The organism is Streptomyces griseobrunneus (genome assembly GCF_046713465.1).
In the GTDB taxonomy this organism is placed as follows: domain Bacteria; phylum Actinomycetota; class Actinomycetes; order Streptomycetales; family Streptomycetaceae; genus Streptomyces; species Streptomyces microflavus.
In genome coordinates this window covers 2163493-2179925 of the sequence record NZ_CP177080.1, presented here as the reverse complement: position 1 = coordinate 2179925, position 16433 = coordinate 2163493, and the positions used below count along the sequence as shown (strand labels likewise).

General features: G+C 70.9%; 17 protein-coding genes and 1 riboswitch. Of the genes, 13 read left to right on the top strand and 4 right to left on the bottom strand.

The window, feature by feature from the left end; all coding sequences use genetic code 11:
• Positions 1 to 101: 101 nt before the first annotated feature.
• From glyA to gcvT, 3 genes are all read right to left on the bottom strand, one after another.
• Positions 102 to 1361 carry a serine hydroxymethyltransferase gene (gene glyA, locus ACK8N7_RS09530; protein WP_403214892.1) on the bottom strand — a complete coding sequence of 420 codons (1260 nt, stop codon included), beginning with the start codon at positions 1359 to 1361 and terminating at the stop codon, positions 102 to 104.
• Between the two features lie 19 nt (positions 1362 to 1380).
• On the bottom strand, positions 1381 to 1758 hold the full coding sequence (gene gcvH, locus ACK8N7_RS09525; protein WP_006127740.1) for a glycine cleavage system protein GcvH: 378 nt from the start codon (positions 1756 to 1758) through the stop codon (positions 1381 to 1383).
• A 136-nt stretch (positions 1759 to 1894) separates the two neighbouring features.
• Entirely contained in the window at positions 1895 to 3019 is a 1125-nt protein-coding gene (gene gcvT, locus ACK8N7_RS09520; protein WP_403214894.1) for a glycine cleavage system aminomethyltransferase GcvT, read from the bottom strand.
• Positions 3020 to 3196: 177 nt separating this feature from the next.
• Positions 3197 to 3294: riboswitch (glycine riboswitch) on the bottom strand.
• 164 nt (positions 3295 to 3458) lie between these two features.
• Here gcvT and ACK8N7_RS09515 point away from each other — a divergent pair.
• From ACK8N7_RS09515 to ACK8N7_RS09470, 10 genes are all read left to right on the top strand, one after another.
• A complete protein-coding gene (locus tag ACK8N7_RS09515) occupies positions 3459 to 4154 on the top strand; it encodes an AAA family ATPase (RefSeq protein WP_403214896.1) in 696 nt (231 codons plus the stop codon).
• Positions 4155 to 4197: 43 nt separating this feature from the next.
• The gene (locus ACK8N7_RS09510) at positions 4198 to 4968 is read left to right on the top strand and encodes an enhanced serine sensitivity protein SseB (RefSeq protein WP_403214898.1); all 771 of its coding nucleotides are present in this window, start codon (positions 4198 to 4200) and stop codon (positions 4966 to 4968) included.
• A gap of 188 nt (positions 4969 to 5156) precedes the next feature.
• On the top strand, positions 5157 to 5948 hold the full coding sequence (locus ACK8N7_RS09505) for an enhanced serine sensitivity protein SseB C-terminal domain-containing protein (RefSeq protein WP_358371897.1): 792 nt from the start codon (positions 5157 to 5159) through the stop codon (positions 5946 to 5948).
• Positions 5949 to 6181: 233 nt separating this feature from the next.
• On the top strand, positions 6182 to 7852 hold the full coding sequence (locus ACK8N7_RS09500) for an ABC transporter substrate-binding protein (RefSeq protein WP_403214900.1): 1671 nt from the start codon (positions 6182 to 6184) through the stop codon (positions 7850 to 7852).
• A gap of 85 nt (positions 7853 to 7937) precedes the next feature.
• On the top strand, positions 7938 to 8942 hold the full coding sequence (locus ACK8N7_RS09495) for an ABC transporter permease (RefSeq protein WP_403214902.1): 1005 nt from the start codon (positions 7938 to 7940) through the stop codon (positions 8940 to 8942).
• Between the two features lies 1 nt (position 8943).
• Positions 8944 to 9906: an ABC transporter permease gene (locus tag ACK8N7_RS09490; protein ID WP_015611540.1), complete on the top strand. Its 963-nt coding sequence runs from the start codon at positions 8944 to 8946 to the stop codon at positions 9904 to 9906.
• A gap of 6 nt (positions 9907 to 9912) precedes the next feature.
• Entirely contained in the window at positions 9913 to 10905 is a 993-nt protein-coding gene (locus ACK8N7_RS09485; RefSeq protein WP_032757556.1) for an ABC transporter ATP-binding protein, read from the top strand.
• The gene (locus ACK8N7_RS09480; RefSeq protein WP_403214904.1) at positions 10902 to 12083 is read left to right on the top strand and encodes an ABC transporter ATP-binding protein; all 1182 of its coding nucleotides are present in this window, start codon (positions 10902 to 10904) and stop codon (positions 12081 to 12083) included. The genes ACK8N7_RS09485 and ACK8N7_RS09480 overlap by 4 nt, the downstream gene beginning before the upstream one ends.
• 18 nt (positions 12084 to 12101) lie before the next feature.
• Positions 12102 to 12773: a trimeric intracellular cation channel family protein gene (locus tag ACK8N7_RS09475; RefSeq protein WP_403214906.1), complete on the top strand. Its 672-nt coding sequence runs from the start codon at positions 12102 to 12104 to the stop codon at positions 12771 to 12773.
• A gap of 62 nt (positions 12774 to 12835) precedes the next feature.
• Positions 12836 to 13705, top strand: coding sequence for a thioesterase family protein (locus ACK8N7_RS09470; protein ID WP_403214908.1), 870 nt, complete (start codon positions 12836 to 12838; stop codon positions 13703 to 13705).
• 37 nt (positions 13706 to 13742) lie between these two features.
• Here the strand turns inward: ACK8N7_RS09470 and ACK8N7_RS09465 are convergent, their stop codons facing one another.
• Positions 13743 to 14378, bottom strand: a complete 636-nt coding sequence (locus ACK8N7_RS09465; RefSeq protein WP_403214910.1) for a TetR family transcriptional regulator — start codon at positions 14376 to 14378, stop codon at positions 13743 to 13745.
• 116 nt (positions 14379 to 14494) lie between these two features.
• Between ACK8N7_RS09465 and ACK8N7_RS09460 the strand changes: the two genes are divergently transcribed.
• From ACK8N7_RS09460 to ACK8N7_RS09450, 3 genes are all read left to right on the top strand, one after another.
• Positions 14495 to 14650, top strand: a complete 156-nt coding sequence (locus ACK8N7_RS09460; protein WP_403214912.1) for a hypothetical protein — start codon at positions 14495 to 14497, stop codon at positions 14648 to 14650.
• A gap of 99 nt (positions 14651 to 14749) precedes the next feature.
• Complete coding sequence (locus ACK8N7_RS09455; protein WP_403214914.1) at positions 14750 to 15109, top strand: hypothetical protein; 360 nt, start codon at positions 14750 to 14752, stop codon at positions 15107 to 15109.
• A 153-nt stretch (positions 15110 to 15262) separates the two neighbouring features.
• Positions 15263 to 16432 carry a cysteine desulfurase family protein gene (locus ACK8N7_RS09450; protein ID WP_500441873.1) on the top strand — a complete coding sequence of 390 codons (1170 nt, stop codon included), beginning with the start codon at positions 15263 to 15265 and terminating at the stop codon, positions 16430 to 16432.
• The last annotated feature ends 1 nt before the right edge of the window (position 16433 follow it).

Genomic DNA, 16433 nt, shown 5'->3' with positions numbered 1-16433 from the left:
CGGGGCAAAGGGCGGAGCGGGGGACATGGGACGGGGCACCACGCTCACTCGTTCAGTGTGCGCGGTGCCCCGCCCTTATGCGCAGAACCGCAGGCCAGGTGCTACTTCAGGCCGGGGTACAGCGGGAACTTCTCGGCCAGCGCGACGACGCGGGCCTTGAGGTCGTCCGCGTCGTAGGTCGGCTTGAGGGCGGCGGCGATGATCTCCGCGACCTCGGTGAAGTCCTCGGTGCCGAAGCCGCGGGTGGCCAGCGCCGGGGTGCCGATCCGCAGGCCCGAGGTGACCATCGGGGGGCGCGGGTCGTTCGGGATGGCGTTCCGGTTGACCGTGATGCCCAGCTCGTGGAGCCGGTCCTCGGCCTGCTGGCCGTCCAGCTCGGAGTTGCGCAGGTCGACCAGGACCAGGTGCACGTCGGTGCCGCCGGAGAGGACGGAGACGCCCACCTCGGTGACGTCCGGCTGGACCAGGCGCTCGGCGAGGATCCGGGCGCCGTCCAGGGTGCGCTGCTGGCGCTCCTTGAACTCCTCGCCCGCCGCGATCTTGAACGAGACCGCCTTGGCCGCGATCACGTGCTCCAGCGGGCCGCCCTGCTGACCCGGGAAGACCGCCGAGTTGATCTTCTTGGCGAGCTCCTGGGTGGAGAGGATCACGCCGCCGCGCGGACCGCCGAGGGTCTTGTGCGTGGTGGTGGTGACGACGTGGGCGTGCGGCACCGGGTTGGGGTGCAGCCCGGCCGCGACGAGGCCCGCGAAGTGCGCCATGTCGACCATCAGGTACGCGCCGACCTCGTCCGCGATCCGGCGGAAGGCGGCGAAGTCGAGGTGGCGCGGGTAGGCGGACCAGCCGGCCACGATCAGCTTCGGCTGGGACTCCTTGGCGAGGCGCTCGACCTCCTCCATGTCCACGATGCCGCTCTCGTCGACGTGGTACGGGACCACGTTGTAGAGCTTGCCGGAGAAGTTGATCTTCATGCCGTGGGTCAGGTGACCGCCGTGGGCCAGGTTCAGGCCCATGATCGTGTCGCCCGGCTTCAGCAGCGCGAACATCGCGGCGGCGTTCGCCTGCGCACCGGAGTGCGGCTGGACGTTCGCGGCCTCGGCGCCGAACAGGTCCTTGATCCGGTCGATCGCGATCTGCTCGACCACGTCGACGTGCTCACAGCCGCCGTAGTAGCGGCGGCCGGGGTAGCCCTCGGCGTACTTGTTGGTGAGTACGGAGCCCTGCGCCTCCATGACCGCGACCGGAGCGAAGTTCTCCGAGGCGATCATTTCGAGGGTGGACTGCTGACGGTGGAGCTCGGCGTCGACAGCGGCGGCGACGTCCGGGTCCAGCTCGTGGAGTGAGGAGTTCAGAAGCGACATCAGGGGGTCCCTTAAGGTCTCAGTTGCCGGAGAACGCGGTGTACTCGTCGGCGGAGAGCAGATCGGCCGGCTCCTCCGCGACGCGCACCTTGAACAGCCAGCCGCCCTCGAAGGGAGCGGAGTTCACCAGCGAGGGGTCGTCCACGACGTCCTGGTTGGCCGCCGTCACCTCGCCGGTCACCGGCGAGTACAGATCGCTGACGGACTTGGTCGACTCCAGCTCGCCGCAGGTCTCGCCCGCGGTCACCGTGTCACCGACCTCCGGAAGCTGGGCATAGACGACGTCACCGAGCGCGTTGGCCGCGTACTCCGTGATGCCGATCGTGGCCACGCCGTCCTCGACGGCCGACAGCCACTCGTGCTCCTTGCTGTACCGCAGCTGCTGGGGGTTGCTCATGACCTGAATTCTCCTGTACGCGGGGGAGTGCTGATGAACGGTGGTCTTACGGTGTGAGACGGAGGTACGTCACTTCCGTGACGCCTGCGTGCGGCGGGAAGACCCGGGAACTACCGGTCCCGGTCCTTCCGGGATATCACTTCTGGCGCTTGTAGAACGGCAGCGCGACGACCTCGTACGGCTCGTGCGTGCCCCGGATGTCCACGCCCACGCCCCCGGTGCCCGGCGCGGCGAAGGCCGCGTCCACGTACGCCATGGCGATCGGCTTGCCCAGGGTGGGGGAGGGAGCGCCGGAGGTGACCTCGCCGATCACCTTGCCGTCCGCGACCACGGAGAAACCGGCGCGCGGGACCCGGCGGCCCTCGGCGATCAGGCCGACCAGCTTGCGCGGGGGCGCGGTCTCGGCGCGCGCGGCGGCGGCGGTGAGCGCCTCGCGCCCGACGAAGTCGCCCTCCTTCTCGAACTTCACGACCCGGCCCAGGCCCGCGTCGAAGGGGGTCAGCGCCGTCGTCAGCTCGTGCCCGTACAGCGGCATGCCCGCCTCCAGGCGCAGCGTGTCCCGGCAGGAGAGGCCGCAGGGGATCAGCCCGTGCGCCTCGCCGGCCTCGGTCAGGGCCCGCCACAGCTGCTCGGCGTGCTCGGGGGCCACGAACAGCTCGAAGCCGTCCTCACCGGTGTAGCCGGTACGGGCGATGAGCGCGGGGACGCCGGCGACCGTGCCCGGCAGGCCCGCGTAGTACTTCAGCCCGTCCAGGTCGGCATCGGTGACCGCCTTCATGATGGCGGGGGACTCGGGGCCCTGGACGGCTAGCAGCGCGTACGCGTCCCGGTCGTCGCGCACCTCGGCGTCGAACCCCGCCACGCGGGCGGTCAGCGCGTCCAGCACGATCTGCGCGTTGCCCGCGTTGGCGACGACCATATATTCGGTGGCCCCCGTCTCTCCAAGCCGGTAGACGATCAGGTCGTCCACGATCCCGCCGTCCTCCTGGACGATCATCGTGTAGCGGGCCCGGCCGTTGCCGACGGTGGCGATGTTGCCCACCAGCGCGTAGCTCAGGAAGGCCGCGGCCTCGGGTCCGGTGACGGTGATCTCGCCCATGTGCGACAGGTCGAAGAGGCCGGCCCGGGTGCGTACGGCGTTGTGCTCGTCGCGCTCACTGGCGTACCGCAGCGGCATGTCCCAGCCCGCGAAGTCGGTCATGGTGGCGCCGAGCGAGCGGTGCAGCGCGTCGAGGGCGGTGAGACGGGGGGCAGTGCTCATGGATACGGCTCCAGGGCATGACGACGTCAGGACGAATCCTCCCCATCTGTCATCGGAACCTGAGAGGTTCGCCGATAGCCCCTGACGGGGTATGCCCCCGGAGAGGGGTGCCCCTGTTCACAGGGCTCGGCTTGCACCTTGGGTGGAGCCGCAGGGCGGCTCGCTTTTCAGATCTGCCTCATCCACGCGGTACGGGGCCTGAGAGATTCAAGGGAGGATCTTGCTCCTTCGGCGCCCGGCTCACACTGTGGCCGGAACTCTCCCGCGTGGATTCGAACGGCCGGTATGCAGTTGGCGGGGTCATCATCGCACGCCTTGCGGCAGAGTGGGGCGGCCGGTCCGCAACGCTTGTGCGAACGGCAGGGGCGGTTGTGGAGCCTTGCCATTTCTTTACACTTCAGGGGCAGGCGAGTGCGGCCCGACAGCAGGGGGATGGGCGATGGCGTTGCAGCGGTCGGTACCGACCGCGGGGGTCGCGCACGGCGCGATGCCCGCACAGTCCGGCGCTCCCGCGCGGGAGCTGCTGGACAGCCGTGCGCCGGTGGTACGCGATCTGCGCGCGCGCACCGGCTACGGCCCGTACAGCCTCGACTTCACCGCGGGCGACATCGTGGTCGTCTCCGGACTGCCCGGTGGGGGCAAGTCCACCCTGATCCGGCAGGCCGTCAGCGGCCGTGCCGTCGACTCCCAGAACACCCGCGACCGCTGGGCCGCCGCCCTGCCCCGCTTCCTCCCCTACGCCCTCTACCGCCCCCTGGTCCGCGCCGCCCACTACCTCGGGCTCTGGGCCGACCTGCGATCCGGCGAATCCGTCGTCGTCCACGACTGCGGTACGCAGACCTGGGTACGCCGCTGGCTCGCCCGGCACGCCGCACGCCGGGGCCGCACCCTGCACCTGCTCCTGCTGGACGTGGACCCCGGGACGGCCCGCCAGGGGCAGCGCGAGCGCGGCCGGGGCGTCTCCGGTTACGCCTTCGCCCGCCACCGGCACGCGGTGGCCCGGCTGATCCGCGACACCGAACGGGGAGCGCTGCCCGCCGGCTGCGCCTCGGCGGTGCTGCTGGACCGGGCGGCCGCGCGGGCCCTGAGCCGGATCTCCTTCACGGACGGCTCCTCCGACGCCCGCTCCGGTTAGGGTTCTGGGCGGAGCGACGACAGCTGAGAGAGGCACAGAGGCAGTGGACATTGCGGCCCAGGTCCAGGCACACCCCCAGCACGGGTGGCCCGCCAACGAACTCGAAGAGGTGCTGACGGCCTCCCTCGGCGTCGCCGACGCGGGCGGCCGCCTCGTCGAGGTGCTCGGCCGCAGCTCGGTCTGGGTGCCGCTGCCCAACGGCGGCTCGCCCGCCAGCGCCGACCTCGACCTGCCCATGATGGACATCGACGGCGCCGCGTACGTGCCGGTCTTCAGCTCCGAGGGCCAGTTCCTCAGCTGCGTCGGCAGCCATATGTCCTTCGCCGTGGCGCCCGCCCGCGACTTCGCCCGGGGCCTGCCCCCGCAGGTCGGCATCGCGGTGAACCCGGGCGGCGCGGTCGGCATCCCGCTGCCGCCGCCCGCCGTCGCCGAGCTCTGCCGGGCCGGACGCACCGCCCTCGACGGCCCCGCCACCGGCGGCCGGGTCAAGCTGTACGAACCGGACTGGCAGCACGACCCCGTCGACTTCCTCACCGCCGTCTCCGCCGAGTTCGAGGCCACCGGCGTGGTGTCCACCGCCCGCCGGGCCCTGGCCAGCGTCGAGGGCGGCGACCCCGTCCTCTTCGTCGGCGTCGAGTTCGCCACCTGGGACGGCGCGGGCCAGAGCGCCCCGATGGACGCCCTGGGACGGGCGCTGGGCCGGGCCGAGGTGCCCTGGCCGGTGAACCTGGTCCTGCTGGACGTGGCCCAGGACCTGGTCGGCGACTGGATGCGGGAGAAAGTGCGGCCGTTCTACCGGCGCGAGGGCCACTGACCGCGCGATGCGAAGGGCTCCGACCGCGTCGAAAGGCGCGCGCGAGGTGCCCGACAGGCGCCCGGGCACCGGCGCCGGGGACCGTGGCGTCAAGTCGGTGTCAGAAGTGGCGCATAAGCTGGTTTGATGGCGGGGCCGCTCCCGTGTGCCCGGGAGCGTCGACGGATCGATGAGGGGCGGAACCCAGGGTGAGTGCGTCAGGCACTGCGGCGGCCGGTCAGGTCGAGCACATGCTGCGCCAGGTGACCCCCGGGCGTTACGACGCCTACGAGGCGCTGCTGGCGGCCCTCGCCGACGGCCGGGTCTGGATGCTGCTCTGGAACGGCACGGCCGGCTCACCGGACGCCCAGTACGGCTCCATGGAGATCGACGGCCTCGGGTACGCCCCCTGTGTCACCTCCGCCCAGGAGCTCTCCGCCAGCGGCTGGAGCCGGGCCCATGAGCTGGTCTCCGGCCGGGACATCGCCCGCGCCCTCTTCCCCGACCGCTGGGGCATCTGGCTCAACCCGCACGCCCCGGGCGGCGGCGTCGGCATCCCCTGGCTCGACCTGCGCCGGATCGCCACCGGCCTGGACCGGCTGCCCGCAGGCCCGCTCCGGCTGACCGAGCCCGCCGTGGAGCTCCCGCAGTTCTACGCCCAGCTCACCCAGAACGCCCACCGCACCCCGGCCGTCCGCGCCCTGCGCCGCGTCTGGGTGCACCCCGCGGTCGGCGTCCCGTACCTCGCGATCGGGCTCGACCTGTACGACACCGGGCGGGCCTCCGTCGACGCGGTGCGCGCGATGATGCGGCAGTCGATCGGCGCGGTCCCCGACGGGCTGCCCGTCTCCACTGTCGCCATGTCCGACGAGTACGACCCGGTCGCGATGTGGCTGCGCGCCAACGCCCGCCCGTTCTACGACCGCGAGGCGCACGCCCCGGCGGGTGCGCCGCCCGCCGCCGCCCCCGGGTACGGATACCCGCCCCAGCAGCACCGCTGAGCTGCGGGTCGTTCCGGCGCCACCGATCCGCGCGAGGGGACCTGCCTCGCCGAACACCCCCAGATGTCCGGCTTGTTAACGGGGCACGGGGGGATGTCCCGGAACTGGACGGTTTGTTAACTGTCCGGGTCTCGACTAGGTCTCACCGCTATCCGGACTGTTCTCTTGCGGTGTGCCCCGTCTGTAGTGTGCGGCCATCAAACCTCACCACATGGCGAACCAGGGGTGGACCCATGCGCATATTCAAGTCCCGGGCTGTCCGGGCGATCACGACAGCGGTCGCTGTCGGTCTGATCGCCACGGGCTGTTCCAGCGAGCGGGACGCGGGCGGAGCCAAGGGGGGCGACAAGGACACCTTCGTCTTCGCCGGATCCGGTGACCCCGGTTCCCTCGACCCGGCCCTCGCGAGCGACGGCGAGACGTTCCGCGTCACCCGTCAGGCGTTCGAGGCGCTGCTGGAGCACGAGCCCGGCGGAAGCAAGCTGGTCGGCGGCCTCGCCGAGAAGTGGGAGAGCGACCCGGCCGGCAAGGTCTGGACGTTCAACCTGCGCCAGGGCGTGAAGTTCCACGACGGCGAGGCGCTCAACGCCGCCGCGGTCTGCGCGAACTACGACTACTGGTTCAACTGGACGGGCACGTACCAGTCCAGCGCGGTCTCCTACTACTGGCAGACCATCATGGGCGGGTTCGCGAAGAACGAGGACCCCGAGACGCCCAAGCCGAACTACAAGTCCTGCACCGCCAAGGACGACAGCACGGCTGTCATCGAGGTGAACGAGCCCTCGGCGAACCTGCCGGGCGGATTCTCCCTCCAGGCGCTCGCGATCCACTCGCCGAAGGCGCTCAAGGAGTACGCGAAGCAGAACGCGACCGCCAAGGGCGACGCGATCACGTACCCCAAGTACAGCCAGGAGGCCGGCACGGTCGCCGGCACCGGCCCGTACAAGATCACCAAGTGGAACAAGGGCAACAAGGAGGTCTCCCTGGAGGCCTTCGACGGCTACTGGGGTGAGAAGGCCAAGGTGAAGAACCTGGTCTTCCGCACCATCTCCACCGAGGAGACCCGCCGCCAGGCGCTCCAGGCGGGTGACATCGACGGCTACGACCTGGTGGCCCCGGCCGATGTGACGACGCTGGAGAAGGAGGGCTTCGAGGTCCCGACCCGCGACGTCTTCAACATCTTCTACGTCGGCATGAGCCAGAGCGCGAACCCGGCGCTGAAGAAGCCCGAGGTCCGCCAGGCGATCACGCACGCCATCGACCGCGAGAACCTCGTCAACACCCAGCTGCCCGAGGGCGGCAAGGCCGCGACCCAGTTCATGCCCGACACGGTCGCCGGCTTCTCGGACAAGGTGAAGACGTACCCGTTCGACACCGCCAAGGCGAAGGACCTCCTCAAGCAGGCCGGTGAGGAGAAGCTCAGCGTCGAGTTCTGCTACCCGACCGAGGTCACCCGCCCGTACATGCCTGCCCCGCAGGACATGTTCGAGCTGATGAAGGCCGACCTGGAGAAGGCCGGCATCACCGTCAAGCCGAAGGCCATGAAGTGGGCCCCGGACTACCTGGACGCCACCGAGGCCGGCTCCTGCGCCCTGCACCTGCTCGGCTGGACCGGTGACTTCAACGACGGCTACAACTTCATCGGCACCTGGTTCGCCGGGCCCGACAAGCAGTGGGGCTTCAAGGACCAGAAGGTCTTCGACGCCGTGAACGCGGCCTCCAAGGTCACCGACCCGGCGGCCCGCACCGAGGCCTACAAGAAGGCCAACGAGGCCATCATGGAGTACGTCCCGGGCGTGCCGATCTCGTCGTCGCCGCCGGCGATCGCGTTCGCCAAGAACGTCAACCCGCCGAGGGTCTCCCCGCTGACGCAGGAGAACTTCGCCGAGGTCTCCTTCAAGTAATCGCACATCAGCGGGTCCGCCCGGCCACAGCAACCAGGTGGCCGGGCGGACCCGCATCGACGCACGTGAGAAAGGGGCATGCGGGGTGCTGCGACTCGTCGTAAGAAGACTTCTCCAGCTCATTCCCACCCTGCTCGGCCTGTCGGTCCTGCTGTTCCTCTGGCTGAACCGACTGCCCGGCGGACCCGCCTCAGCGATCCTGGGCGAGCGGGCCACCGAAGCCGAAGTGGCGAGAATCAACCGTGCACTCGGGCTCGACGAGCCGGTGCACGTCCAGTACTGGCGCTTCCTGAAGCGCATCTTCGAACTCGACCTCGGAACCTCCGTCCAGACCGGGCAGCCGGTGTGGGACGAATTCACCCGCGCCTTCCCCGCCACCGTGGAGCTGAGCATCGCGGCGATCCTGATCGCCGTCGTCCTGGGCATCCCGATGGGGTACCTCGCGGCCAAGCACCGCGGCGGCTGGCTGGACGTCGCGTCCGTCTCCGGATCGCTGCTCGGCATCTGTATCCCGGTCTTCTTCCTGGCCGTGCTGCTGCGCGGGATCTTCTCCGTACAGCTGCAGTGGTTCCCGAGCCAGGGCCGGCTCGACAGCGGCCTCAACGCCACCGACGTCACCGGATTCGCCGTCCTGGACGGTTTGTTGACCGGTGAATTCGACGCGAGCTGGAACGCGATCATGCACTTGATCCTGCCCGCCGTCGCGCTGGCCTCGATCCCGCTCGCCGTCATCGTCCGGATGACCCGTGCCAGCGTCCTGGAGGTGCTCGGCGAGGACTACATCCGTACCGCCGAGTCCAAGGGGCTGGACAAGCGCGTCGTACGCGGACGCCATGTGCTGCGCAACGCGCTGCTGCCGGTGATCACCGCGGTCGGCCTGCTGACCGGCAGCCTGCTCTCCGGTGCGGTGCTCACCGAGTCCGTCTTCGACTTCGGCGGCCTCGGCTCCTTCATCCGTACCGCGATCGACGGCCGCGACTACCCGGTCCTCGTCGGGTTCATTCTCTTCATCGCGATGGTGTACGTGGTCATCAACCTCCTGGTCGACCTCGCGTACAGCATCATCGACCCGAGAGTCCGGGTGCACTGACGTGACGATCCTGACCAACAAAGCAGACAAGATCGACCGCCTCGCCGAGCTGACCCAGAGCTCCGAGGCCGTCACCGGCACCAGCCTCTGGCGCGAGGCGTTCCGCCGGATGCGCTCCAGCAAGATGGCGATCATCGGCGCGGCGATCATCGCCGCGTTCGTCCTGGTCGCCATCGTCGGCCCGATGCTCGCCCCGCACGGCCCCACCGCGCAGAACTGGCGCAGCGAGGTCTTCCCCAACCAGGGGAAGTTCGTCGGCATGCGCGGCGAGAACTGGTTCGGCCTGGACCACCTGGGCCGGGACATGTTCTCCCGGTGGCTCGTCGGGGCCCGGCAGACGCTCCTCGTCGGTGTGGTCTCCATGCTCATCGGCCTGATCATCGGCGCGGCGGTCGGCATCCTCTCGGGCGCCGCCGCCACCCTCGGCGGCAAGGTCGGACAGCGCGTCGACACCGTGATCATGCGCGTCACCGACATCATGCTGTCGCTGCCGTCCCTGCTCCTCGCGGTCTCCATCGCCGCGGTCCTCGGACAGTCGCTGACCACCGTGATGATCGCCGTCGGTGTCGTCCAGATCCCCATCTTCGCCCGCCTGCTGCGCGGTTCGATGCTGGTCCAGGGCGGCGCGGACTACGTGCTCGCAGCGAAGGCCGTCGGTATCCGCCGCAAGCGGATCGTGCTGACCCAGATCCTGCCGAACTCGCTGAGCCCGGTGATCGTCCAGGCGACGCTCAGCCTCGCCACCGCGATCATCGAGGCGGCGGCCCTCTCCTACCTGGGGCTCGGCAACCCCGACCCGGCCGTTCCCGAGTGGGGCGTGATGCTCTCCCAGGCGCAGCGCTTCTTCGACAACGAGCCGATGATGGCCGCCTATCCGGCCATCGGGATCATCATCACCGCACTCGGCTTCACCCTGCTCGGCGAGGCCATGCGCGAAGCCCTCGACCCGAAGCTGCGAGGCTGAAATCCCATGCCACTGCTCTCAGTTGAAGAACTCAGCGTCACCTTCACCGCGCGCGGCCGCAAGGACGCCACCGCCGTGGACGGCGTCTCCTTCGACGTCGACCAGGGCCAGGTCGTCGGCCTGGTGGGCGAGTCGGGGTGCGGCAAGTCCGTCACCTCGCTCGCCCTGATGGGGCTGCTGCCCCGCAAGGGTGTACGGATCGGCGGACGGGCCGAGTTCGACGGCCGGAACCTGCTGGGCATCAGCGAGCGCAAGCTCCGCGACCTGCGCGGCAGCCAGCTGGCGATGATCTTCCAGGACCCGCTCTCCTCGCTGAACCCGGTCGTCCCCATCGGCATCCAGGTCACCGAGATCCTCCAGCGCCACCGCGGCCTCAAGGGCGAGAAGGCCCGCAAGGAAGCGGCGTCGCTGCTCGACCGGGTCGGCATCCCCGACCCGGACCGGCGGCTCAAGGAGTACCCGCACCAGCTCTCCGGCGGTATGCGCCAGCGTGCGCTGATCGCCATGGCGGTGGCCTGCGCGCCCCGCCTGCTGATCGCCGACGAGCCGACCACGGCACTCGACGTGACCATCCAGGCGCAGATCCTGGAGCTCCTCAAGGAGCTGGTCGACCAGGAGGGCACCGCCCTGCTGATGATCACCCACGACCTCGGTGTGGTGGCCGGCCTCTGCGACGAGGTCAACGTCCTCTACGCGGGCCGGGCGGTGGAATCGGCGGGCCGCCGCGAGCTGTTCGCCCACCCCACCCATCCGTACGCGCACGGGCTGCTCGGCTCCATCCCGCGGCTGGACGCGCCGCGCGGCGAGCCGCTCCGCCCGATCCGCGGCTCCATCAACGACAAGATCGCCTGGGCCGACGGCTGCGCCTTCGCACCCCGTTGCGACCACTACACGCTGGAGTGCCTCACCGGCACCCCCGAACTGACCGAACCACGCGCCACCGGACACCAGGTGCGCTGCGTCAACCCGGTCCTGCCCCAGGCGGAGGTCCCAGCATGAGTCTGCTCGAACTGGACGGCGTCAAAGTCCACTTCCCGGTCAAGAAGGGCCTCTTCTTCGACCGTACGGTGGGCCACGTCTACGCCGTCGACGGCGTCTCGCTCAGCGTGGAGGCCGGCCAGACCTACGGCCTCGTCGGCGAGTCGGGCTGTGGCAAGACGACGCTCGGCCGCGCGGTCCTGCGGCTGAACGACATCACCGACGGCGCGGTCGTCTTCGACGGCACCGACCTCGCGAAGCTGCCGTCCGAGGAGATGCGGGCCTTCCGCCGCCGCCTCCAGATGGTCTTCCAGGACCCGCTGGGCAGCCTCAACCCCCGGCAGAACATCGAGTCGATCCTGGCCGAGGGCATGGCCGCCCACAACATCGGCAAGGACCAGGCCGAGCGCCGGGAGAAGATCAAGGAGATCCTCGCCAAGGTCGGCCTGCCGTCCAACGCGATGTCCCGCTACCCGCACGAGTTCTCCGGCGGCCAGCGCCAGCGCATCGGCATCGCCCGCGCGCTGGTCCTGGAACCCGACGTGATCATCTGCGACGAGCCGGTGTCCGCGCTGGACGTCTCGGTCCAGGCGCAGGTCATCAACCTGCTGGAGGAGCTCCAGGAGTCGCTGGGCCTGACCTACCTGGTCATCGCCCACGACCTCGCCGTGGTCCGGCACATCTCGGACGTCATCGGGGTCATGTATCTCGGCGGTCTGGTCGAGGAGGCGTCGAGCGACGCGCTGTACGCGGGGCCCCGGCACCCGTACACCAAGGCGCTGATGTCGGCCGTCCCGGTGCCCGACCCCGAGGTCGAGGACCGCCGGACACGCATCCTGCTCCACGGCGACCTGCCCTCCCCGGCCAACCCGCCGGCCGGCTGCCGCTTCCACACCCGCTGCCCCTGGGTGCAGGAGACCAAGTGCGCCACGGAACGCCCGCCGCTGCTCGACACCGGTGACGGGCACAAGGTGGCCTGCCACTTCACGGCCGAGATCGAGGCCGGGACGGTGAAGCAGACCCTGGCGACCGGGATCGAGGCGGTCATCTCGACGGAGGCGGTGGCGACCGAGGCGGTGGAGGTCTCGGAGGGGGACGCACCCGACGCTTCCGCGAAGAAGAAGGAGGAGCCCGCGACCGTACCGGCTCAGGCCGACGCGGGTGGTGCCGACCGGGCGGAGGAGAGCCCCAAGGCCTAATACCGGCACAATTGCCCGGTGCTCACCGAACTGTTCACGCCCTCCGTCCAGCATGCGCTCGACCTCGTCGGGATCTTCGTCTTCGCGATCTCGGGCGCCCTGCTCGCCGTACGCAAGAACTTCGATGTCTTCGGCATCGCGGTCCTCGCCGAGGTGACAGCGCTGGGCGGAGGGCTGTTCCGTGACGTGATGATCGGCGCGATCCCGCCCGCCGCCTTCACCGACCTCGGCTACTTCATCACCCCGATCTTCGCCGCCGTCCTGGTCTTCTTCCTCCACCCGCACGTGGAGCGCATCCAGGTCGGCGTCAACGTCTTCGACGCGGCGGGGCTCGGCCTGTTCTGCGTGACCGGCACGGTCAAGGCGTACGAGTACGGCCTCGGGCTCACGGCATCGGCGGCGCTGGGTCTGGCCACCGCGGTCGGCGGCGGTGTGCTGCGGGACGTGCTGGCCAACGAGGTGCCCTCGCTGCTGCGCTGGGACCGCGACCTGTACGCGGTGCCCGCGATCGTCGGCGCGACCATGGTCGTCCTGTGCATCCGCTTCGACACCCTCAACGCCTTCACCAGTGGCATGGCGGTCGTCGCCGCCTTTGCTCTGCGCCTGCTGGCGCTGCGCTTCCACTGGCGCGCGCCCCGCGCGTACAACCGTTCCTCCGCGCGGGCCGAGGAGGGCTCGGCGGCGACCTGACGCCATCTTCGCGCAACGAAAAAGCTACCGCTCAGTAATACAATCGGTGTACCGTCCCTTTCATGGCACAGGCAGCGACAGAGGCGGCACAGACCGCCCGGGCAACCATCGGCGACAGCGAGTTCGACCGGGACACCGCGGTCACCCTGCGCGAAGAAGGCGTCTACGACGCGGAGCTCTCCGCGGGCTGGACCATCATCCACGCCGTCAACGGCGGCTACCTGCTGGCGCTCCTCGGCCGCGCGCTGGGCGAGGCCCTCCCGCACGCCGACCCGTTCTCGGTCTCCGCGCACTACCTCACCGCCTCCGTCCCCGGCCCCGCGGTCGTCCGGACCCAGACCGTCCGCACCGGCCGCACCCTCTCCACCGGCCAGGCCTCCCTCTTCCAGTACGCCGAGGACGGCAGCGAGATCGAGCGCATCCGGGTCCTCGCCACCTACGGCGACCTGGACGCCCTCCCCGACGACGTACGCACCACCGCCCTGCCGCCCGCCATGCCCGACCGGGACCACTGCCTCGGCCCGAGCGACGGCGCGCCCAGGATCCCCGGCAGCTCCGCCATCACCGACCGCCTGGACATCAAGCTGGACCCGGCGACCGTCGGCTGGGCGGTCGGCGCCCCGTCCGGCAAGGGCGAGATGCGCGGCTGGTTCGGCCTCGCGGACGGCCGCGACGCCGACGCGCTCTCCCTGCTGCTCACCGTGGACGCCCTGCCGCCGACCTCGTTCGAGCTGGGCCTCACCGGCTGGACCCCCACCGTCGAGCTCACCGCCCACATCCGCTGCCGCCCCGCCCCGGGCCCGCTGCGCGTCGCCATCACCACCCGCAACCTCGCGGGCGGCTTCCTGGAGGAGGACGCCGAGGTCTGGGACAGCGCCGACCGCCTCGTCGCCCAGTCCCGCCAGCTGGCGAAGGCCCCGCGCGCCAAGTAGGGCGTACGCGTACGACGCCTCCCGCGCCCGTCCGGGCTCAGTCCCGGGCGGGCGCCTCGTCGAGCCAGTGGGCGCGGCCGATGGTGACCAGCCGCAGCCGCCGCCGGGTCTGCCGGACCACCTCCCGCTCGCGCTGCGGACCTGCCTCCAGCAGCGCCGACGCGGTCATCACCATGTGGTCCACGTAGAACCCGCCCAGCATCAGCAGATCCTCCTCGCTCCACCCGGCCGACCCCGGCTCCTGGCCGAGCGCGAGAGCCACCTCCTCCGCGAACCGGAACAGCTGCGCCGCGATGGCCTCGCGCACCGGGCCCACCCCGCCGTGCTGCTCCCGGGCGATGAACCGGAAGTGGGCGGGCTGCGCACCGACATGGCGCGCTATCACCTCCACGCTGCGGTCCAGCCGCTCCTCGCTGTCGCCCGTCTCCGTGAGCACCGCGGCGATCAGCCCGTGCAGGCTGCCCAGCGTCTCCTCCACCAGGGCCACACCGAGCGCCGCGGTGTCCTCGAAGTGCCGGTAGAAGGCGGTGGGGGTGACCCCGACAGCCCGGGTCACCTCACGCAGCCCCAGGCTGCTCAGGCTCTGGTGCTCCAGCAGCAGGAGCGCGGCGTCGAGGAGGGCCTGGCGGGTCTTCAGCTTCTGGGTCTGGCGGATTCCGGCGGTGTGACTCATGCCATTCAGTAAACAACCGTTCTCCGAGTCAAGGAAGGGGCCGGAGGTTTAGGCTGGCAAGTCAGTGAACACTCGTACTCCGAACGGCCTTCGTCGTCGCACAGAGAGGTTCCGCCGTGCTTGCCCTCGTCGCCGCGCTGCTCCTGCTGGGAATCGCCCTCGGGGCGGTCGCCCACCTCCCGCTCCCGGTCTCGCTGGCCGCCGCGGCCGTGATCGGCTGCTGGCTGCTGATCTTCGCCGCCCGTGAACGCCACACGCGCCGCACCCGCTGACCCGCGCCTGCAACCAGCGCCCGCCGATTCGCGCCCGCCGATCCGCACCCGCATCCGCCGAGCCTGCCGCACCCGGACCGATCCGAAGGAGCTCGCACCATGACCCTCACCCTCCCTCTCACCGACCGTGCCCGCCGTACGGGCCATGCCATCGACAAGGGCGTCGCACCGGAGCAGCCGCGCCCGCGCGAGGAGACCGCCCCCGCCCCCCGCCGAGCCGCCGGCCGTGAGGCGGACGGGCTGGCCGTCGCCTCGTTCGTCCTCGGCCTCGTCGGCCTGCTGGCGTTCAACCTGCTCCTCGGCCCCACCGCGATCGTGATGGCGCTGCTCTCCCTGGCCCGCCGCACCCACCGCCCCGGCCGCGCGTACCTCGGCCTCGCACTCGGTGTCGCCGACCTCGTCGTCCTGGCCGTCCTGGTCACCGTCAACGGCACGGTCTCCTGGAACCTCGGCGGCTGACACCCGCGCTCCGGGCCGCTCACCCCGTTCCGGATCGGGCTCCGGACCGGGCCCCGCACAGGTCCGCCGCACCCCCGCGCACGGCCTGCGCGGCCACCGCACCGTGACGCGCCCGCCGGGCACCCCGCCCCGGCTCGTAGAATCAGGCGCACCATGGCCTACCTCGACCACGCCGCGACCACGCCGATGCTTCCCGAAGCGATCGAGGCGATGACCGCCCAGCTCTCCGTCACCGGCAACGCGTCCTCCCTGCACGCGGCCGGGCGCAGGGCCCGCCGCACCGTCGAGGAGTCCAGAGAAACCCTCGCCGACGCCCTCGGCGCACGCCCCAGCGAGGTGGTCCTCACCTCCGGCGGCACCGAGGCCGACAACCTCGCCGTCAAGGGCCTCTACTGGTCCCGCCGCGGCGCGGACCCCCGCCGCACCCGGGTCCTCGCCGGTCCCGTCGAACACCACGCGGTCCTGGACGCCGTCGACTGGCTCGCCGAGCACGAGGGCGCGACCGTCGACTACCTCCCGGTCGACCGCTACGGCCGGGTCCACCCCGAGGACCTGCGCGAGGCGATCCTCCGCAACCCCGACGACATCGCGATGATCACCGTGATGTGGGCCAACAACGAGATCGGCACGATCATGCCGGTACGGGAACTGGCTTCGGTGGCCGCCGAGTTCGGGATCCCGATGCACGCCGACGCGGTCCAGGCCTTCGGTCAGCTGGAGGTCGACTTCGCCCGCTCCGGACTGGCCGCGATGACCGTCAGCGCCCACAAGATCGGCGGCCCGTTCGGCATCGGCGCGCTGCTGCTGGGCCGCGACCACACCCCCGTACCCGTCCTGCACGGCGGCGGCCAGGAGCGGCACGTGCGCTCCGGCACCCTGGACGTGCCCGCCGTCGCCTCCTTCGCGGTGGCGGGGCGGCTGGCCGCCGAGGGGCGCGAACACTTCGCCCGGCGCGTCGGCGGGCTCCGCGACGAGCTGGTCGCCGCCGTCCGCCACGCCGTCCCGGACGCCGTCCTCGGCGGTGACCCGGACCCGGCCGGGCGGCTCCCGGCCAACGCGCACTTCAGCTTCCCCGGCTGCGAGGGCGACTCCCTCCTCCTGCTGCTGGACGCCCAGGGCATCGAGTGCTCCACCGGCTCCGCCTGCACCGCCGGGATCGCCCAGCCCAGCCACGTACTCCTGGCCACCGGCACCGACCCGGACCTGGCCCGGGGCACCCTGCGCTTCTCGCTCGGCCACACCTCGACCGAGCAGGACGTGAAGGAGCTGGCCCGGGCGATCGGCCCGGCGGTGGCACGGGCGAGGACGGCCGGGCTCAGCTGAC